Origin of the sequence: Pseudomonas segetis, from assembly GCF_900188155.1 — a bacterium.
In the GTDB taxonomy this organism is placed as follows: Bacteria; Pseudomonadota; Gammaproteobacteria; order Pseudomonadales; family Pseudomonadaceae; genus Aquipseudomonas; species Aquipseudomonas segetis.
This window is the reverse complement of sequence record NZ_FZOG01000001.1, coordinates 907,036-923,738: the sequence shown is the minus strand read 5'-3', so window position 1 is coordinate 923,738 and position 16,703 is coordinate 907,036. Positions and strand designations below refer to the sequence as shown.

At 54.8% G+C, this 16,703-nt stretch carries 14 protein-coding genes; 3 read left to right on the top strand and 11 right to left on the bottom strand.

All coding sequences use genetic code 11. The annotated features are described in order from the left end of the window. Positions 1 to 37: 37 nt before the first annotated feature. The gene (locus CHB79_RS04255; protein ID WP_089358985.1) at positions 38 to 1,243 is read right to left on the bottom strand and encodes an acetyl-CoA C-acetyltransferase; all 1,206 of its coding nucleotides are present in this window, start codon (positions 1,241 to 1,243) and stop codon (positions 38 to 40) included. 737 nt (positions 1,244 to 1,980) lie between these two features. Here CHB79_RS04255 and CHB79_RS04250 point away from each other — a divergent pair. Further along, entirely contained in the window at positions 1,981 to 2,340 is a 360-nt protein-coding gene (locus CHB79_RS04250) for a rhodanese-like domain-containing protein (protein ID WP_089358984.1), read from the top strand. Next, on the top strand, positions 2,337 to 3,149 hold the full coding sequence (locus tag CHB79_RS04245) for a c-type cytochrome (protein WP_089358983.1): 813 nt from the start codon (positions 2,337 to 2,339) through the stop codon (positions 3,147 to 3,149). The genes CHB79_RS04250 and CHB79_RS04245 overlap by 4 nt, the downstream gene beginning before the upstream one ends. Positions 3,150 to 3,155: 6 nt before the next feature. Here the strand turns inward: CHB79_RS04245 and CHB79_RS04240 are convergent, their stop codons facing one another. The 10 genes from CHB79_RS04240 to speE all read right to left on the bottom strand — a co-directional run bounded on the left by CHB79_RS04240 (position 3,156) and on the right by speE (position 15,583). Further along, positions 3,156 to 3,890 (bottom strand): proteasome-type protease, encoded by a 735-nt coding sequence (locus CHB79_RS04240; RefSeq protein WP_089358982.1) that lies wholly within the window; start codon positions 3,888 to 3,890, stop codon positions 3,156 to 3,158. Positions 3,891 to 3,967: 77 nt separating this feature from the next. Beyond that, positions 3,968 to 4,765 carry a transglutaminase family protein gene (locus CHB79_RS04235; RefSeq protein WP_089358981.1) on the bottom strand — a complete coding sequence of 266 codons (798 nt, stop codon included), beginning with the start codon at positions 4,763 to 4,765 and terminating at the stop codon, positions 3,968 to 3,970. After that, complete coding sequence (locus tag CHB79_RS04230) at positions 4,762 to 5,712, bottom strand: alpha-E domain-containing protein (protein WP_089358980.1); 951 nt, start codon at positions 5,710 to 5,712, stop codon at positions 4,762 to 4,764. The genes CHB79_RS04235 and CHB79_RS04230 overlap by 4 nt, the downstream gene beginning before the upstream one ends. A gap of 2 nt (positions 5,713 to 5,714) precedes the next feature. Further along, entirely contained in the window at positions 5,715 to 7,124 is a 1,410-nt protein-coding gene (locus CHB79_RS04225; RefSeq protein WP_089358979.1) for a circularly permuted type 2 ATP-grasp protein, read from the bottom strand. A gap of 217 nt (positions 7,125 to 7,341) precedes the next feature. Next, complete coding sequence (locus CHB79_RS04220; RefSeq protein ID WP_089359200.1) at positions 7,342 to 8,076, bottom strand: type 1 glutamine amidotransferase; 735 nt, start codon at positions 8,074 to 8,076, stop codon at positions 7,342 to 7,344. A gap of 116 nt (positions 8,077 to 8,192) precedes the next feature. Beyond that, a complete protein-coding gene (locus CHB79_RS04215; protein ID WP_010483500.1) occupies positions 8,193 to 8,540 on the bottom strand; it encodes a ribonuclease E inhibitor RraB in 348 nt (115 codons plus the stop codon). 348 nt (positions 8,541 to 8,888) lie between these two features. Then, the gene (locus CHB79_RS04210) at positions 8,889 to 9,653 is read right to left on the bottom strand and encodes an SDR family oxidoreductase (RefSeq protein WP_010483498.1); all 765 of its coding nucleotides are present in this window, start codon (positions 9,651 to 9,653) and stop codon (positions 8,889 to 8,891) included. Continuing rightward, the gene (locus tag CHB79_RS04205; protein WP_176443124.1) at positions 9,650 to 12,043 is read right to left on the bottom strand and encodes a flavin-containing monooxygenase; all 2,394 of its coding nucleotides are present in this window, start codon (positions 12,041 to 12,043) and stop codon (positions 9,650 to 9,652) included. Before CHB79_RS04205 ends, CHB79_RS04210 begins: the two co-directional genes overlap by 4 nt. Before the next feature lie 257 nt (positions 12,044 to 12,300). After that, the gene (locus CHB79_RS04200; protein WP_089358978.1) at positions 12,301 to 14,382 is read right to left on the bottom strand and encodes an LTA synthase family protein; all 2,082 of its coding nucleotides are present in this window, start codon (positions 14,380 to 14,382) and stop codon (positions 12,301 to 12,303) included. Between the two features lie 331 nt (positions 14,383 to 14,713). After that, complete coding sequence (gene speE, locus CHB79_RS04195) at positions 14,714 to 15,583, bottom strand: polyamine aminopropyltransferase (RefSeq protein ID WP_010483489.1); 870 nt, start codon at positions 15,581 to 15,583, stop codon at positions 14,714 to 14,716. 231 nt (positions 15,584 to 15,814) lie between these two features. Here speE and CHB79_RS04190 point away from each other — a divergent pair, with 231 nt between their 5' ends. Continuing rightward, on the top strand, positions 15,815 to 16,702 hold the full coding sequence (locus CHB79_RS04190; protein WP_089358977.1) for a DNA-3-methyladenine glycosylase family protein: 888 nt from the start codon (positions 15,815 to 15,817) through the stop codon (positions 16,700 to 16,702). Position 16,703 lies beyond the last annotated feature (1 nt).

Below are 16,703 nucleotides of genomic sequence, written 5' to 3'. Positions count from 1 at the left end.
GCAGGACACAACCGCTGCCCGTGACGCTGACCGCTCGTTAAATTCGTTCGATGATGGTGGCAATACCCATGCCGCCGCCGACACACAGGGTGGCAAGGCCGTAGCGCAGCTCGCGTTTTTCCAGCTCATCGAGCAAGGTGCCGAGAATGGCACAGCCGGTTGCTCCCAGCGGATGGCCCATGGCGATCGAGCCGCCATTGACATTGACCTTGTCTTCGCTGACGCCCATGTCTTTCATAAACTTCATGACCACAGAGGCGAAAGCTTCATTGACCTCGAACAAGTCAATATCGGCGATATTCAAGCCAGCCTTGGCCAGAGCCTTGCGCGTTGCGGGCGCAGGGCCGGTAAGCATGATGGTTGGATCAGTGCCCGTTACAGCAGTGGCGACTATACGCGCACGAGGTTTGAGCCCAAGCTCGCGCCCCTTGGCCTCGGAGCCAATGAGCATCAATGCGGAGCCATCGACGATGCCTGAGCTATTGCCCGGCGTATGCACGTGGTTGATACGCTCGACGTGGCTGTAGACCCGAAGTGCCGTGCTGTCGAACCCCATCTGCCCCATCATTTCGAAGCTTGGTTTCAGCTTGGCCAAGCCTTCCTGGGTCGAGTCGCCGCGAACGAACTCATCGTGATCAAGCAGCACTATGCCGTTTTGATCAACCACAGGAACCAACGACTTGGCGAACGAACCATCTGCCTTGGCCCGCGCCGCCTTCTGTTGCGAACGCAAGGCGTAGGCATCGACATCCGCACGGCTGAAACCTTCGAGCGTAGCGATCAAGTCTGCGCCAATCCCTTGCGGGGTGAAGTGGGTATGTAGATTGGTTTCGGGGTCCATCACCCATGCGCCACCATCGGACCCCATTGGAATCCGCGACATCGATTCAACGCCACCGACCACCACCAGATCCTCGAAGCCCGAGCGTACCTTCATGGCTCCAATATTGACCGCTTCAAGACCCGAGGCGCAAAAACGATTGAGCTGCACACCCGAGACACTGACATCCCAGTCGGCAACCATGGCTGCTGTCTTGGCAATGTCCGCGCCTTGGTCCCCGACCGGCGTGACGCAACCCAGCACGATGTCATCAACATGACTGGTATCAAGGTTGTTGCGAGCTTGCAGGGCATTGAGCAACCCTGCAATCAGGTTGACCGGCTTGACGCTGTAGAGCGCCCCGTCCTTCTTGCCTTTGCCGCGTGGCGTGCGTACCGCATCAAAAATATAGGCTTCGCTCATAACGTCTTCAAACCTCCTGTGGAAGGTGATCGCAGCGCCAGTCGGCAACATGCTTGATCTACTAATGAGCACCATACGCCGTGGAACGCCAGCCTCAATGACCAATGTGCTCAGCGCCATTGACCGCTCTGATCAACCGTACAGTCCTGCCAGCGCAACCTCGGTCAACTCTCAGACAAACGGTTCTGTGATGGCATTTTGTTATAAAAAAGCAATGGATGCCTCTGGCACAAGGGTTGCTTGAGAGCCACAAGAAAGAAACATAACAATGAGTTACTAAAGCTTGAGTGCTAACAACCAAGTCTTCTAGATTTTTTATGCTCCGAGCCTAAAGTTAGATTTCCACATTCAAATAACAACTTTGCTTAACCACCCGTAAGAGCTGCCGTACCTGTAAAAATTAGGCGCGAAGTTTCTTCAATTGAAGAGTTGACGTGCGTGCCCGGATGTTCGCTTGCTACTCCAACAATAAAAGGCAATTGCCATGCGTAATCAGCCCAAAATCCGCCAAGCCAGCCTGATTGTATTTGTCGTTACAGTCGTGCTGATCATCCCGAACCTGACTCACATCATCAGGTAACCCTCTATAGCTTGCCTATAGCTTGACTATAATTGATAGCGACTTGCTGGCTGTATCGCAGGTTTAGCCAGCCGTTGTATCGCCCAGGAAAACATCGACAACAAAAGCGGGTTTGCTGGTATGTTTAACTCACCAGCAATGATCGAAGGAGAGGATCATGCGCACCTTGATAGCTTTGCTCGTCCTATTTTCAAGCGCCACTATTCACGCCGCCGATGTCGATCAGCTCGCCGCTATAGATGCGATTCAGACAGAGGATGCCCTGTTAATTGATGTGCGCACCGATGAGGAGTTCTCAACCGGTACCTTGAAGGGTGCCCAGCATGTCGAATACCAGGATATTGCTGGCAAGATCAGCCAATTGCAGCCCGACAAAACGGCGCCAATCGTATTGTTTTGCAAGAGCGGCCGTCGTTCGGGCATCGCCCAGGACGAACTGATCAAATTGGGTTATAGCAATGTCATCAATGCTGGCGGCTATGAGGAACTGCAATCGGTACTTGAGGCGAGCGATTGAAAGGCTATTTTCTCCCCTGTGCGGCGCTGCTCTCATTCTGTTTGAACATTGCAACCACCCAAGCTGCCGAGCTGACCCTAGAGCTAGGCGACCAAGGGCAAACCTGGTCGACCGCCGAACTGCTTGCACTGCCGCAAACACGCGACATCACTATTGCCAGCGACGTAAGCTATAAACGCAAGATGCACTACAAAGCAGTGCCGCTGGCAGTTCTGCTCAAGTCGGTAAAGCCTGGCGAGCATATCCAGGCAATCGCTGCCGATGGGTTTGCCGCCGAATTACCCGCCGCTCCCTTGCTCAGCACGCAAGGGGCTAGAGCCTGGTTGGCGATAGAAGAACCGTCAAGGCCATGGCCGATACTGGGCAACAAAGGCTACAGCGCTGGCCCCTTCTACCTGGTTTGGGAAAATCCTGAGGCGAGCAATATAGGTTCAGAACAATGGCCTTATCAGGTTGCCAAGTTTCGCTTGTTACCTTCGGTTGCCGAGCGGTTCCCTAACCTCTTGCCAGCGAATGATGCCAGTGAAGATGTACGACTTGGCTTGGCTCAGTACCAGAAAAACTGCATGGCTTGCCACCGCTTGAACAAGGCTGGTGACTCCCAGTTTGGCCCGGACCTGAACCTGCCGCACAACCCGACCGAATACTTCAAGCCTGGGTTTCTCAGCCGCTATATCCGCGACCCGCAAAGTATGCGGCATTGGCCCCAGGGCAAGATGCCAGGCTTCGGTGAAGCCAGCATTAGCAACACCGAGCTCAACCAATTGCTGGCGTATTTAAGCCATATGGCGAGCCGCAAGATCGAGTAAATCCCGTTAACCCAGGTATTGCCCAGGTGCAGGCGGCAGTTCAAGCAAGGTCCGTTGCAAGGCCTCGCCCCACTGCTGGCGAATCCCTTGGTAATAAGGGTCGTCCTGGGTCACGCGAAAACCATTTGGCACTTGCAGGCTGTTGGCGTTATAGACCAGCACATCCAAGGGCATGCCAACAGAAAGATTGCTGCGAATCGTGGAATCAAATGAAATCAGGGCCGTAAGCAAGGCATGCTGCAGGCTTGAACTGTTATCCAGCGAGCGATCGAGAACCGGTTTGCCATATTTGCTTTCACCAATCTGGAAATAAGGCGTGTCTTCGGTCGCCGCAATGAAGTTGCCTTGCGGATAGATATTAAAAAGCCCCGCTGCCTCACCGTTAACCTGCCCGCCGACAATAAACGAACAGCTCAGATCGACGCCTTGCATCATCACGCCATTGCCATCACGAGCCATCACTTCACGCATGGTTTCACTTACGAGGGTGGTCGCCTGGTACAGGCTTGGCACGTTGTTTAGGTTGACGCCTTCACCGTTCAGGCGCTGCTGCAACAGACTGATCACCGATTGCGAAGTAGCCAGGTTGCCAGCAGTTTGCAAAACAATAATTCGCTCGCCCGGTACACCAAATACATGCAGCTTACGAAATGTGGCAATGTGATCTACCCCTGCATTGGTGCGCGAGTCAGATACAAACACCAAGCCTTGCTCCAAGCTTATGCCGACACAATAGGTCATAAGAAATCCTTTCGTAAAATGACAGGGCCCAGCATTTGCTGGGCCTTAGAGGTGTATTGCCGTTATGCAAAAAACGGCTATTGGGCCTGCACCATGAACATAGAGGAAACATCGACATGGGCATGCATTTGCTCGCCACCACCGCCACGGCGCATGCCACGTACCGGGCAGGCATCGAGGTAATCCAGGCCAACCGCGAGCTTGAGGTGACGCTCGGGCAGGGTCAGGTTATTGGTGATATCAAAGCTGTACCAGGCATCGTCCAACCATGCCTCAGCCCATGCGTGACTGGCGAGGTGGTCGCTGTCATCGGTGTACAAATAGCCTGAGACATAACGCGAAGGAACACCGAGACTGCGTGCACATGCCAGGAATGCATGGGTGTGATCCTGGCAGACACCACGACCGGCGGCGAACGCATCGGCGGCACTGGTCTCGGTCGAGGTGACGCCTTTCTCATAGCGAATATGGGCGTTCAGGGCCTGCATCAAATCAATCATTGCCGTGCGGTCACGCCGAGTCTTGCATTGAATGCTGGCAAACTCGCGCAAGGCTTGGCTGGGCTCGGTCAAGCGTGTCACCCGTAAAAACGGCAGGGCCGACTGCGACTCATGCTCGAACTCGCAGTTTTCATCGATATCAACCTGGCCGTGGGCGCCAATGACGATATTGTCATGGGGGACGTCAACCGTCAGCACATGCAGGATATTGCCATAGGGGTCGCGCTGGGCACGTACCGGGCGCGGCAAGTTAAGCTCCCAGTTGATGACTTGCTGCCTCTCGCTCTGCTGCGGGGTTATACGCAGGTACTGGATGCTGGAGCGAACTTGTTCATCGTATTGATAGGTGGTGTCGTGGCTAATGGACAGTCTCATGCGACCTCCAGGTAAGAGCTATGGATGGCTTGGCCCAGTTCACGAATCAGCAGAATCAAATCATTCAGCCAAGTGTGCAGGCCTTCGTCCAACACTTCGTCAATGGTTGTGTAGCGCAAACGCGCTTCAAGCTCTGCAGCCAGACGTTGTGCCGGGCGACCGTTGTCACCTGGCAAGCTAGTCAGCATCGAATACAGCTCTTCTGTGCACGAACGCAGTGAGCGTGGAACCTCGGTACGCAGTAGCAACAGCTCGGATACTTTGCGTGCCCCAGGCGACCCACGATAAATCTCGGCAAATGCCTCGAATGAAGACAGTGCACGCAACAAGGCAGTCCACTGGTAATAGCTACGTGCCGAACGCCCTTCTATTTCGTCGATGTCTTCACCCAGCAGCTCATAGCGCGCATCAAGCAGGCGCAGGGTGTTATCCGCACGCTCGATAAAGGTTCCCAAACGGATAAACCGGTAGGCTTCGCCGCGCATGATGGTGCCGAACGTGGCGCCACGGAACAGGTGCGAGCGTTCCTTGACCCATTCGCAAAAATGGCTGATTCCGTATCGAGCGATCCCCTGCTGGGCAATATCGCGGACCTCTAGCCAGCTGGCGTTGATGTTTTCCCACATATCAGCGGTGATACGGCCGCGCACGGCATGGGCGTTGGTCCGGGCAGCTTGCAGGCAGCAATAGATACTGGCTGGATTATTGGCGTCGAGCCCGAAAAAATTGAGCATGCGCTCGGCATGCATTTCCCCGTGCTGTTCCAGATACTCATCCAGCGTACCCGTGATGATCAGCGGCATGGCCAGCTCATCAAGGCCATTGCCGTGATCGTCCTGCGGCATCAAAGACAGCGAGTAGCTGACTTCGAGCATTCGCGCGAGATTCTCTGCGCGCTCCAGGTAGCGTGACATCCAGTACAGGTTGGAGGCTGTGGTACTGAGCATAATTAGTCCCCCACTATCCATGTGTCTTTGGTTCCGCCACCTTGCGAGGAATTGACCACCAGCGAGCCCTCTCGCAGGGCCACGCGGGTTAATCCTCCGGGTACAAGACGGGTTTCCCGACCTGACAATACAAAGGGTCGCAAATCGATATGCCGCGGCGCGATGCCGTTTTCAACAAAGGTCGGACAGGTCGACAAGGACAAGGTTGGCTGGGCGATGTAGGCCTCAGGCCGGGCAATCAAGCGTGCGCGGAACTCTTCGATCTGGGCCTTGGTTGAGGCAGGCCCGACCAGCATGCCGTAGCCGCCCGAGCCTTGCGTCTCCTTCACGACCAAGTCAGGCAGGTTGGCCAGCACATGTGACAAGTCCTTGGGCTTGCGGCACTGCCAGGTCGGCACATTCTTAAGGATAGGCTCCTCTGCCAGGTAGAAACGGATCATTTCATCAACGTACGGATAGATTGATTTATCGTCCGCGACCCCAGTGCCCACCGCATTGGCCAATACCACATTGCCCGAGCGATAGCTTGCCAGCAGTCCCGGCACGCCCAGCATGGAATCGGGGTTGAAGGCCAGCGGGTCAAGGAAAGCGTCATCAAGGCGGCGATAAATCACGTCAACGGGTTTCGCGCCAGCAGTGGTGCGCATGTAAACCTTGTCGTCGCGCACGAACAAATCGGCTCCCTGGACCAACTCGACCCCCATCTCGCGGGCCAGAAACGCATGTTCGAAGTAGGCACTGTTGAATCGTCCAGGTGTCAGCACAACCACCGTTGGATTTTCCATCGGACTAGATGACTTCAGCGTATCAAGCAGCATGTCCGGGTAATGATTGATGGGTGCGACCCGCTGGGCTGCAAACAACTCAGGAAACAGTCGCATCATCATCTTGCGGTCTTCGAGCATATAGCTCACACCACTTGGCGTACGCAGGTTGTCTTCAAGCACGTAGTAACTGCCATCACCGTCGCGCACAAGGTCAACGCCGGAGATATGCGAGTAGATATTGCGGTGCAGATCGAGTCCTTGCATCGCCAACTGGTAACCTTCGTTGGCAAGTACTTGCTCGGGCGGAATGATGCCTGCCTTGAGAATGCGCTGGTCGTGATAAATATCGGTCAGGAACAGGTTGAGCGCCTGCACCCGCTGGATGCACCCACGCTCGACAATGCGCCATTCGCTGGCTGGGATACTACGGGGAATAATGTCGAATGGAATCAGTCGCTCGGTGCCCTGATCATCACCATAGAGCGTGAAGGTAATACCTGCGCGGTGAAACAGCAGATCTGCTTCGCGCCGTCTCTGCGCCAGCAGATCACTGGGGGTATCTGCCAGCCAACGGGTAAACTCCCGGTAATGAGAACGGCACTCACCATTGGCCAAGTACATCTCATCATAAAAGGTGTGGGTCATGCCTAACTCCTTGTCACCCATATGTTCCATCACGTTGCAAAGCCCGAGCCACATGATATTTTTGTTGTAAATCAGATAGTTATTTAACAACCGAAAATATCAGGCACCGAAATAGTGCAACGCATCAAGTGCCCCGGCATGTCCTGCGCCAAGGCGAAGCATCTTCAATTTATTCTTTATCTCCCCTACTTATTTAAATATAGACAGCTTCAGCTCTTTAACTCAGACCGTTCAGCCGAGCGTAAAGTTCGGGCGCCTGGCTCAACCAGTGGCGATAGAAGCCCTCGGCAACCTGGTTCAATGCCCCAACCTTGTCATCAAGCTTGTCCAGCATGACTTCGCACGACTGCTGGCTGGGCTGGCTGGCATCGAGCAAATGCGACCAGTCATGCAACCATTGGCGGACCAGTTCTGCGGTCATTTCTGGATGCCCCTGCAATGCCAGGATCTTATCGCCCCAAGAAAACGCCTGGTTAGCGCACCAGCGATTAGACAATAGCGGCTGGGCTCCTTCAGGCAGAGCAAAGGTATCGCCGTGCCACTGGAAAATATCAAAGTCGTCAGGAAGGTGTGCCAGCCACGGGCTTTGCTCAGCACCTGCAACGACGTCCATGGCTTGCCAGCCACTTTCGGTATAAGCCATCTTGCTGACTTGCGCACCTAGAGCCTTAGCCAGCAACTGGCCGCCCAGGCAGTGGCCAAGCAGCGGAATATCACGGCTGATAAAGTGCTTCAGCGCGTTGATTTCAACCTGCAGCCAAGGCAATGGGTCATTGACGCTCATTGGCCCACCCATGATGGCCACGGCCTTGGGCCTGTCCAGGTCGTAGCCTTCCAGCTGGTTAAGGTCTGCCCGCAACTCGGTGAACGACAGTTGCGCGTCATCGAGCACCTTTGCCAGATGGCCCGGCGTGCAGTAGTCGATGTGGGTAATAATCAGAATATCAGTCATATGGCCTCCGTTGTGCCAGTCTCGCGCATAAGCGCGTCGGAGGTCGACAGGTATCGCGAAAAGATGCTTGAGGTGCACGCCAGCCGACAGCTGTTGGCCGGCATGCATTGCCTGGGTCAACCGACCGGCAACAGGTCCTTGCGCTCTTGGGTTACGCCCCAACCCTCAAGTTTCCCACCCAAGGGGTGAACCACGGAGCCCAGATCCTGCTCAAAATCACCAATGCCGTAGTAGGTCGCGAACATTACCTTGCTGACCTGTAAATGCCAGGCACCATCTTCACGGGGTGTGACTTGGGCATTGAGCGATTCACCACGAAAATTTGTAGCCGCCATGCGAGCCCGTTCCTCGTCGGGAAAAATGGCGTAGAACTCGATGGGATGAAAGCGCGCGAAATCAAAACCACCTTCTTTCATGCGCTTTAGGACATTGCTGCTGACATCATCTTGCATGACTATGCTCATGATACGAACTCCTCAGGCGATGGTTGGATGCTGCTCTTCCATTGCAACCGCTTGGACTTCAGCGGTGTCGCGACACCTAATAGCGTGTCGCCCGAGTATCAACAAAGTGCAAACTAGGTCCTGACTGATGTGTCATAGGCTTGGCATGAGACCAAAACCTGAAGACGCTGCGTTATTGAGTGCAATGGTCCTCCTTCCGTTACACACCACTGATGATGTTTTATCTGCACGCGTCTGTATGCAGAATAGCGCCGTAAAAAAAATTGTGCATGCTTTGCTTATAGCTTGTGACATTTCCATTGCAGCCCGAGCACGCTGCTGAACGCTCGGGCCTATGATGCAGGCGCCCTATCGACGGCTCAACCAGCGCATACTCAAACGCGTGAGCCATGCCGGCGAAACCTGACCTGCCCAGTACATCAACTTAAATTGCAGGCTGATCGGTTGATGTACAGCATGGCTATCGACTTGCCGCCAAACTGCATCGGCTATTTCGCTGGCCTGCAGGTTAACCCCCATGCGCAACAAGCTTGCCGGCACATGCTGCTGACTGCTGACCATTGGGGTATTCACAAAGGGAGGCATCAGGTCTGCTACCTTGATCCCATGACGAGCCCACTCCAGCTCCAATGCCTCGGTAAAACCACGAATGGCAAACTTCGAGGCCGAATAGGTTGCCATTTCTGGCACACCATAAAGCCCGGATGCCGACCCCATGTTGATCACTTGCCCAGTGCGTGCTGCCTTCAGGTAAGGGAATGCGGCGTGGGTCATGTTACAAACACCCAATACATTTATCTGCATGATGCGGACATGCTCGGCATGTTCGATTTCTTCGAAATAGCCAAATCGCAATATGCCTGCACAGTTGAACAACAATTGGAGCTGGCCATCATTTTTTGCGCAAAACTCAGCCAGTGAGGCCTTGACCTCGGCAATATCGGTAACATCCAGTTGGCGATACCAGCAACCACCGAGTTCGGTAGCCAGATCGGCCAGCGCTTCGGTATTGATATCCAGCAAGCCAACCTGCCATCCGCGCGCATGGAACAACCGCGCAGTAGCCGCGCCAATACCCGAAGCGGCACCTGTGATCAGGATATTATTGTTCATGAAAGCCCCTTTTCGCGTATGAAACTGACAACCTGCGCAAGTGCGTAGTCGGATACCTTGAGTAAACCAGCATGGGCTTGAAATACATGCCAGACGCCTGGGTAAAACTCTAGCCGTACATCCAAGCCAGCCTGCTTGGCGCGCTGCTCAAAACGCAAGCTGTCATTGAGTAACAGCTCTTGCTCCGCCACCTGAATCAATATCGGTGGCAAGCCAGTTAAATCAGCAAAGGCTGGAGAGACAGACGGGTCCTGCGGGTCTATCTGGCTGGGCAGAAAATCACGTCTTGATTGCTCCAGCCATGCATGACTGAGCATCGGGTCGCCCCCTTCAGGCTCATGCAACTGGGCAAGGCTGAAGTCCGTCAGAGGCGACAAGCAAACCAGGGCGCTGGGCAACGCAAGCCCAAGATCGCGCAGACGCAAAGCGGTGACCAGGGCCAGGTTTGCGCCTGCTGAATCGCCCGCAATAACGATTTTACTGGGCGCAAAACCCTGCTCGAGCAACGCTTGGTACGCAGCCACAGCATCATCACGGGCAGCCGGAAACGGATGCTCCGGCGCTAACCGGTAATTCAATGCGCAGAGTTGAACCTGTGCGGTGCTCATCAATGTTTTACAGATAGCCCGGTGCGTATGGGCGCCACCGATGAGGTACGCACCGCCGTGCAAATATAGAATGATGCAGTCACTTTCCTGGCTTGGCTTGTACCACTCACATGAACGCCCAGCGATCTGGCCTTTGGTGCGACTGCCGTCGGTTTCAACCAGGTGCACCATCGTCAGCGCTGTCACCAGCCCGCGTTGCAGTGCAACAGGTACAGGTGGCCTGACGATGCTGCGAAACAACAGCCGCAACACGCCACGCAAGACCGAGCGCAACACAGGCTGGGCATCGCTTGGTGGGGTGAAGCGCTCAGGGGTGACGTGATAATCCTGCAGGTCCGGGGCCCGTGTAATAAATCGATAGCTGAAGGTATAGCCCGGCCAGTTATTGGTGTTCTTGCCAGAAGCAGTCTGATACCAGCTGGTGCACCCCTGATCCCACACCGTACGGTGGATAGCGCTTTGCACCTTGCTATTGAATCGACGCTGCACAAGCGGCTTCACATCCAGCGCCGTCAGGTTGAAACGGTCCAGGGCTGCAATACAGCCGAGCACATAGCGAAACTGGCTCTCGAGCATATAAATGATCGAGTTATGCCCCAGGTTGGTATTGGGTCCGTACAGCAGAAACAGGTTCGGAAAACCACTGACACTGATGCCTTTATAGGCTTCGGCGCCCTCTGCCCACGCCTGATTCAGGTCCAGACCATCGCGCCCGGTTATTTTCATCGGTGCCAGGAAATCGGTAGCAGTGAAGCCTGTGCCGTAAATCAGCACATCACAGGGGTAAGCCACGCCGTCTTCGCTAATAACCTTATCGCCAGCGATTTCCTTGATCCCCTGGGTGACAACCTCGACATTGGCCTGGGCGAGCGCCGGGTAGTAATCGTTGCTGATCAGAATGCGCTTGCAGCCCATGGGGTAATCAGGCTCCAACTGCTTGCGCAATTGCTGGTTGTTGATGTTACGGGCGAGCGCATGCTCAAAGCGAAACCTCATGGTCTTGAGCAGGGCCGGATATGATACAAATGCCAGCGCACGTGCTTCATGCTGGATATATTTGAGACAACGATCCACTTTCTGCAGCCAGCCAAAACGCCCCATCACCGCCAACTCCCAAGGCCGGTAGGCGCGATCAGGCTTGCTGATCACATAGGCCGCGGAGCGCTGAAACAGTGTCAGGCGAGCCACTTTTGGCTGGATCTGTGGCACAAACTGAATGGCTGAGGCCCCGGTACCTACAACCGCGACGCGCTTGCCTGCCAAATCGATGTCATGGCGCCAGCGAGCCGAGTGAAAAACCTCGCCTGTAAAGCTGTCACGCCCTGGTATCGAAGGGTATGCAGGTTGATTCAACTGGCCGCAGGCACTGACCAGTACTTGTGCAAAAAACTGCTCGCCACTGACCAGGCTAACTCGCCACCCCGAGTTTTGTTCCTCATAAACGGCGCCAGCGACCTCACTGTTGAAACGAATATTGCGCCGCAACTGATACTTGTCTGTGCAATGGCGAATATAGCTGTGGATCTCGGCTTGCGGAGCAAATTTACGGGTCCAGTCCAACTTGGGTTCGAACGAGTACGAGTAGAGGTGCGACGGCACATCACAGGCCGCGCCTGGATAGCTGTTGTCACGCCAAGTACCACCTACGTCATCGGCCTTCTCCAGGATCAAGAACTTGTCGATGCCTGCTTTTTGCAACTGTATGGCAAGCCCAAGACCGGCGAAGCCGCTACCGATTATTAATACGCGTACGTCCGTACATGTTTCGGGTTTTTTATTCATTTTTAGAAGCCCAGAATGCTGACATGTCTCGCGAAATGCGGTTTATCTCCCACCTCGGGACTTATGGCATAACCGGGCTGCGGATTGTGCCCGCAAATAAAATATGTCCTGTCGAATGGCTGATATGCCGCACTGACAGGCAGTAAACCTCTACAACTATTCTTACAGCCGGGTCACTAAAATACCCAAGGCCAGTGGCAGCCAGGCAAAAAAAAGCCGCACATTCAGTGTGCGGCTTTCGGCTCAACCCATGTGGCTTACTTCTGGTTGAGGCTGTCTTTTACCCCGGCACTGTTATCAAGCAAACTCTTGGTTGCGGTTTGGATAAAGGCTTCAAGATCCTTCTGCAGCATTGGGTCTATATCAGTATGCAGGCGGGTCGCACTCGGCTTGGCACCCAACTGGTATTCATAGAGGCGAGGCTCAAAGCCCTTTGGCTGAATCAGTATGCGTTGAGGGGTGACTATTGCGACGGTCTGCTCACCGCCCGAAGGCTTGATCACACCCATGCCCTGGTCCCCTTCTGGCAAATTCAACAGGTCGCGCCCCCAGCATTGATGCCGCACCTCGCCACCGAGACGGCCCATGATAGTGGGCACAACATCAACCTGCGTGCCCACATTGTGATTGACCTTGCCAAATTTCTCCTGGATGCCGGGTGCAATCAGGAGCAAGGGAACATTGAAGCGGAACAGGTCCATTTCGGTCAGTTGCACGTCACTGCCCCAACCATGGTCGCCAACGACTACAAACAAGGTGTCCTTGTAGTACTTGGACTTCTTCGCCTTTTCGAAGAACTGACCCAATGCCCAATCGGAATAACGCATGGCGGTCAGGTGTTGGTCGGCAGAACCGTGACCGGTGACAGGCTCAACCGGCAAGTCTTCGGGCAAGGCATAAGGCGTGTGGTTGGACAGGCTTTGCAGCAAGGCATAGAACGGCTTGTCCTTACCGGAAAATCTCTGCTCCAGTTCAGCGGCACCACGGTCAAACATGTCCTGGTCCGAAACGCCCCAGGTCGGGTCCATATAGACAGGATCAACAAAGTCTTCACGACCGATAAAATTCTTCATGCCCTGATTGCTGAAGAACCCCGACTGATTGTCCCACTGGAAATTACCGTTGTAGACATAGAGATCGTCATAGCCGCGGGCACTGAGCAACTGTGGCAACCCTGAAAACTGGTGCGCGCCTTCTGGTGTGCGCATCAGGTATTCAAAACTTGGCAGGTTAGGGAAACAGGCCATGGTCGCAAACATGCCCTGATGGGTATGGGTGCCATTGGAGAAGAAGCGATCGAACAGCACGCCCTCCTCTGCCAATTTGTCAAAATAGGGCGTGATGTTGCCTGGTGCACCAAGCGCGCCGACAAAGTGGCCAGCAAAGCTTTCCAAAAGGATGACCACCACGTTTTTGACTGGCAGGGTGTTCTCCACTGGCGGGGTGAAGTCACGGCGGATTGCCGCGGTATCGGCATCGACCAGCTTGTCATGCGGGGTCAGTAGCATTTTGCGCACTGTTGCCAACGCTTCCTCATCCGGCATGGTTGATTTCCATGCGTTGTCGCGATGCGAAGAGAAGCTGGCCATTGCAGCAGACGTCAAGGTCAGCGTGCCATTGAGGCCAAGTTGGTTAGCGAACATCGATTCAGTGGTATAGGCATCGCCCCAACGCAATGGCGGGCCCTGGCGCAGGTGGCCACGAGCGGCGACAACTGCAATCAGCAAGCAGACAACAAATACCGAACCGCGAAGATACCAGGCTGGAGCCGATGCATCGCTGCGGGTCGGTGTTTTCGGCCGGCTGAGCAGGTCCAATGCTTTGAACAGCTTGGCCAGCAGCCAGGTCGCAACCGCCCAGGCGATCAAGTAGCGCGCGACTGGAAAGCCGTTCCAGATCATGCTCATGACGGTCTTGGTGTCTTCCTGGAAGTACTGGAAAACCAGGCTGTTCAAGCGCTGGTGAAACTCCCGGTAGAAATCCAGTTCGGTAATCCCCAGGAACAAGGTCACACTGGCGAAGAAGGTCAACCAGACACGATGAAATCCACGGGCAGCCATGGCTTTAACGCTGAGCAGTGACAACAGCAATGGCGCACAGGCATATACAACCAGGCGAAGATCGAAACGCAAACCGTTGTAAAACGCTTCGATGAAACTGGAAACCGGCGCATCGTCAATCAATTCGCGGTTGTAGACCAACAGCGCCACGCGCAATAACGCATAGATAACCAATAGCGCCACGGCACAAAGAGCTGTGAAGCCCAAGTGACTTCTAATCGTCGGCGTGAAGCCCTCCGCAGCAGGTGCCCCGGCTGTCTTGTTAACCTTGGTAGTCATGTAGTTCCAAATCCGTTAAGCAAACATTGATAACTGACGTCAGCACCTTGGTTTCATGCAGGCTGCGCGGTAACAGGTGCGCCAGCCCAAGCGGGGGCACAAAACCTGTGAATAGATTCAACCTGGTTAAACACTGACTCTTGCCACAGGCGCTAGAACGTCCTGCGCAGCGCCTCTGGGCGGTGCTGAGAATAATTCAAGCCACTGGCTGCAAGTGTGAAAATTCCGTTTTTTGCCCTGCATTTCTAACCGCAGCGCTGGCACAATTTGTTTCTGCTTGGCATTGACCCACAAAAAAGGGCCTTGGCAGGCCCTTTGTATTGCTTGGAAGTTACTCAATACAGTCATTGCTGGGCTTGTTGATCGCCTGCAACACGTACTGCGGCAAGGCAAACGCGCCGATGTGAATCGCCGGATTGTAATAGCGAGTCACAATGCCACTACCGGAGAAGCGCGCGCACAAGGTCTCCAGCGAAACCTTTCGGTACGAAGGATCAGTACTGCCCCAGGCAAATGTCATGCTGCCGCCGATATAGGTCGGCACCGCCGCCATGTAGAAATGCCAGTCGCTGAACAAGCCATTCATGCGCCCTGCTGTGGTTTGCACTTCCGACAGTTGCATAAAGGGCGTGCCGTTTTGTGTAACCAGGATGCCGCCATCGTTCAAGCAACGGCGACAGGCCTGGTAGAAGTTTTCAGAAAACAGCACTTCGCCCGGACCTATGGGGTCAGTCGAGTCGGAAATGATCACGTCGAATTTTTCTTCGGTGGTGGCAACAAAGCGCATGCCATCATCAATGACCAGGTTTAACCGTGGGTCGTCATAGGCGCCGCTGGAGTGATTGGGCAGGAACTCCTTGCACATATCGACCACGGTGCCATCGATTTCAACCATGGTGATGTGCTCGACCGTATCGTGCTTGCACACTTCACGCAGCATGCCGCCATCACCTCCACCGATGATCAAGACCCGCTTGGCCAGGCCATGGGCGAGGATAGGAACATGGGTGAGCATTTCGTGGTAGATGAACTCATCAGCTTCAGTGGTCTGAATCACGCCATCAAGTGCCATTACCCGGCCCATGCGGGCATTTTCAAAGATCACCAAATGCTGATGTTCAGTGCGAACCTCGTGCAGCAGTTTATCCATTGCAAAGCGCTGGCCGTAGCCTGGGTAAAGGGTTTCTTGATAATCGGACAAGGGCGTGCTCCTGGCAAACTCAGAACATGACTGACATCCGTAACTGCGGCGGATGTCGAGAAAAATCAACGAAAACCGATATCGCGGTAGTGGCCTCAGCCTGCGCGATTACCGGCCATGGTAGCGGTCAAACAGATCAAGGTCGCTATTCTACGTTGCGCCTTATGACAGGTCGAACCTCGATTGCGTTTAGCCCCTGACAAAACAACCCCACAAAGGTATTGTCAGGTAATGCAAACCATCAACGACTCAGCCGTGTTGCTGACTTACAACCCGCCATGGAACTGGCAACAGTTCCATGCACATTTTGCTCTGCGCAAGCTCACGGGGGTCGAACACCTGAGCGATAACAGCTATACGCGCAGTTTCCAACTCGGCGCTCACTGCGGCTGGTTCAAGATCGAGCCGCTGACGCAGCAAAATGCCCTCAAGCTCAGCTTTAGCCCATCGGCGCTTGGCTGCACCGACGAATTAACCCTGCGCGTTCGACGCATGTTTGACCTGGATGCCGACCCTCTGGCAATCGCCCGACACTTCAGCAGCGACCCGCATGTTGCTCAGTTGGTCGAGCGAATGCCTGGGCTGCGCCTGCCCATTGCCTTCGATCCGTTTGAACAAGCGGTGCGCACAATCGTGGGCCAACAGGTTACGGTAAAGGCTGCCGTCACCGTGACCGGCCGATTGGTCAGCCGCCTGGGCGAACCCCTGAGCGGTAGCAATCCACAAGGCATTGAGCGACTGTTCCCATCGCCCCGCGCCATCGCAGAGGCGAACCTTGAAGGTATCGGCATGCCCGGCAAACGTGTCCAGACACTGCAATATTTTGCTGGGCAGATAGCAAGCGGAGAATTGAACCTGAGTATGCAGCAGGGTTACCTCGCCTTGGTCGAAAAGCTCTGCGCCCTGCCCGGCATTGGCCCGTGGACCGCGGAATATATTGCCTTGCGTGCGTTCGGCGAACCCGATGCATTTCCTGCCAGCGACCTGGGCCTGCTCAAGGCTCCAATCTGGGGAGAGCAAGGTATCAGCGCCCGGCAGTTGCAGGCCCATGCCCAGGCATGGCGACCCTGGCGAGCCTATGCAGCGGCCTATCTGTGGCAAAACTATTCGGAGTTATGAC